Consider the following 2,964-nt stretch of genomic DNA (forward strand, 5'->3'; position numbering starts at 1 on the left):
GGTTTCCCCATGTGAGAGTAGGTCATCGTCAAGATTAAATTCCGAAACCCCAATTGCGAAAGCAGTTGGGGTTTTGTTTTGCCCGCAGGAAAGTGGTGCGCTTGATTTCTATGCAATCGCCCGGCTCATGGCTATTATTCGGACCTCATTGTGAGGCGAGACCTGCATGCTGACGTTGTTGAATCTATTAAAGGATGGTCGATTCCATTCCGGCGAGGCTCTGGGGGTTACCCTGGGAATCAGTCGAAGTGCGGTGTGGAAGCAGCTTCAGCATCTTGAGGCTGAGCTCGGGTTGTCCATAAACAAAGTCCGGGGCAGAGGCTATCAACTGGCTGCACCCTTGACGCTCCTCGACCCCCTGAAGATTAGTGCCTTAGCAGCGGTTTGGCCGATTACAGTCTTTGATTCCATCGATTCCACTAACGCAGAGGCGCTTCGCGCGATCAATCAGGGTCGAGCGGCGCCGTTTCTGGTATTGGCCGAACGACAGATTTCCGGTCGCGGTCGCAGAGGCCGCAAATGGGTAAGCCCTTTTGCTGAAAATCTCTACTACAGCCTGGTCCTGCGCATTGAAGGTGGCATGCGCCAGCTTGAGGGCTTGAGTCTGGTGGTCGGTTTGGCTGTTATGCATGCCCTGCGAAAGCTGGGGGTGGCGGGCGCAGGGTTGAAGTGGCCCAACGATGTGCTGGTCGGGAACAAGAAAATCGCCGGTATTCTTCTTGAGCTAGTAGGGGATCCGGCAGATGTTTGCCATGTGGTGCTGGGTATAGGCATTAATGTGAACATGCAGGTTGCTGAGGAAGTTGACCAGCAATGGACGTCAATTCGACTCCAGACGGGTCAAACCTGCGATCGCAACGTCTTGGTGGCTGAGCTGAGCGACCAACTGCGCGGTTATATCCAGCGTCATCAGGTCCATGGTTTCTCTGCGTTCCAGGAGGAATGGGAAAAGGATCACATGTGGCAAGGTCGCCCGGTTTCTTTGGTTGCGGGCGTTAGTCATATAGAAGGCGTAGTGCTTGGTATTGATAGCCAGGGTGCGCTGCGCTTGAAGGTGGACGGCGTGGAAAAAGTATTTAGTGGTGGTGAGCTCAGTCTGAGGTTGCGTGATGATTCTTGAGCTCGACTGTGGGAATAGCTTTATCAAGTGGCGCGTATTGAATACGGCTGCTGGTGGTCTTTTCGCGGAAGGTGTTGTCGACTCGGATCAGGCTCTGGTGGATAGCTTGTGTGCATTTGAGAGCCTGTCGTTGCGCAAATGTCGGTTGGTCAGCGTAAGAACCAGCGAAGAAACTGCTGCGCTCACCCGAATTCTCGAGCAGACGTTCGGCATCTCGGTCGTTTGCGCAAAGTCGGCCAGTGAAATGTCTGGTGTCAGGAATGGCTATGACGACTATGAACGCTTGGGGCTGGATCGCTGGTTGGCGATGCTCGGTGGCTTTCATCTGGCTGCCGGCGCCTGTCTGATTCTGGATTTCGGCACTGCTGTGACAGCCGATTTTATTAATGCCGAAGGAGAGCACCTTGGAGGATTCATTTGCCCAGGGATGCCTTTGATGCGTAACCAATTACGTACACATACCCGGAAAATCCGTTATGGGGACTTGGCTGCCGAAAAAGCGTTGACGAGCCATGCTCCGGGGCGCAGTACCGTCGAGGCGGTGGAGCGAGGGTGCTCTTTAATGTTGAGAGGTTTCGTTCTGACCCAGATGGAAATGGCTCGATCCTATTGGGGGGAGCGCTTTGCTGTCTTTATTACCGGTGGCGATGCTGGATTGGTGGCGGACGTCGTGCCTGATGCTCGGATCGTCCCTGACCTGGTATTTGTAGGGTTGGCGATGGCGTGTCCTTTAACTTGAGGTTTGTATGCGTTGGTTGTTCCTGCTGCTCGTTGTTCTCAATGTGTTCTATTACGTCTGGCATCAGCAGGAGGCGCCCTTGCGTGCAAAAGATGTCACTCCTCTCAGCATGTACCGCGGGTCCCAGCAAGATATTCGCTTATTGAGTGAGGCGACTGGTGACTCGGCGGGAGTGCAAGGCGCGCGCCATGCCGGACAGGAGTGTCTGTTTTTGGGTGGTTTGACTCAAGAAAGCAGCCTTTCCGCGCTACAGATGCGTCTAGCGGGCATGAGTGTGAAGGTTCAGGCATCGCAAAAGGATCTTCCCGAGCCTGGATATTGGTTGCGCATTGCGCCCGAGAGCCAGCGTTTATTGGGGGATGTGCAGTTGCAGAACCTTTCCAAGGAATTCAATGAGTTAAAACATAAAATAATGCTGTGTGAGGGGGTTGCACCGCTGGAATAGTTTGCATAGAATGGCGCCCGCTCCACAGCGAACACCTAAACAGGTTGTCAAAGCGGAGTGGTGTCAACGCAGCTAACCTCAGGTTTTTAATGAGAAAATGCTTGACAGAGGGTCGGCATAGTATAGAATGCCGGCTCGCTTAGGAGGGGTTCCCGAGCGGCCAAAGGGATCAGACTGTAAATCTGACGTCTACGACTTCGAAGGTTCGAATCCTTCCCCCTCCACCATTTTTAGCGTGAGCTGCAAGCTCCGCGGGTATAGTTTAGTGGTAGAACCTCAGCCTTCCAAGCTGATGATGCGGGTTCGATTCCCGCTACCCGCTCCAAGTTTGCAGGTTGTGCAAAGTGTTACGCTCTTGTAGCTCAGTTGGTAGAGCACACCCTTGGTAAGGGTGAGGTCAGCGGTTCAAATCCGCTCAAGAGCTCCATATAACAAGGCAGATATGAAAATATCTGCCTTTGTTTTAATGGTAGATATCGTTCGTCTAATTCTTCTGTTGAGGGTGTTATCGATGGCTAAGGAAAAATTTGATCGTTCCCTGCCCCACGTCAACGTAGGGACCATTGGTCACGTTGACCACGGTAAAACCACTCTGACCGCTGCTCTGACTCGCGTCTGCTCCGAAGTTTTCGGTTCGGCCGTAGTTGAATTCGACAAGAT

Annotated in this window: 4 protein-coding genes and 3 tRNA genes; all 7 read left to right on the plus strand. The window is 52.9% G+C overall.

The genetic code is table 11. The features are described from left to right. Window positions 1–166 precede the first annotated feature (166 nt). Window positions 167–1,120 (plus strand): bifunctional biotin--[acetyl-CoA-carboxylase] ligase/biotin operon repressor BirA, encoded by a 954-nt coding sequence (birA, locus tag HDC30_RS28900; protein WP_183786271.1) that lies wholly within the window; start codon window positions 167–169, stop codon window positions 1,118–1,120. Beyond that, window positions 1,110–1,859 carry a pantothenate kinase gene (locus tag HDC30_RS28905; protein WP_027614312.1) on the plus strand — a complete coding sequence of 250 codons (750 nt, stop codon included), beginning with the start codon at window positions 1,110–1,112 and terminating at the stop codon, window positions 1,857–1,859. The genes birA and HDC30_RS28905 overlap by 11 nt, the downstream gene beginning before the upstream one ends. Window positions 1,860–1,866: 7 nt before the next feature. Then, the gene (locus HDC30_RS28910; RefSeq protein ID WP_027614313.1) at window positions 1,867–2,304 is read left to right on the plus strand and encodes a hypothetical protein; all 438 of its coding nucleotides are present in this window, start codon (window positions 1,867–1,869) and stop codon (window positions 2,302–2,304) included. Between the two features lie 142 nt (window positions 2,305–2,446). Then, window positions 2,447–2,531: transfer RNA gene (locus HDC30_RS28915), tRNA-Tyr, on the plus strand. A 24-nt stretch (window positions 2,532–2,555) separates the two neighbouring features. Then, a tRNA-Gly gene (locus HDC30_RS28920) sits at window positions 2,556–2,629 on the plus strand. Window positions 2,630–2,655: 26 nt separating this feature from the next. Beyond that, window positions 2,656–2,731 (plus strand) — tRNA-Thr (locus tag HDC30_RS28925). 84 nt (window positions 2,732–2,815) lie between these two features. Continuing rightward, the coding region (locus HDC30_RS28930) for a GTP-binding protein (RefSeq protein WP_256214500.1) at window positions 2,816–2,964 on the plus strand (149 nt) is incomplete at its 3' end.

This window comes from Pseudomonas sp. JAI115 (genome assembly GCF_014200835.1).
GTDB classification, from domain to species: Bacteria; Pseudomonadota; Gammaproteobacteria; order Pseudomonadales; family Pseudomonadaceae; genus Aquipseudomonas; species Aquipseudomonas putida_A.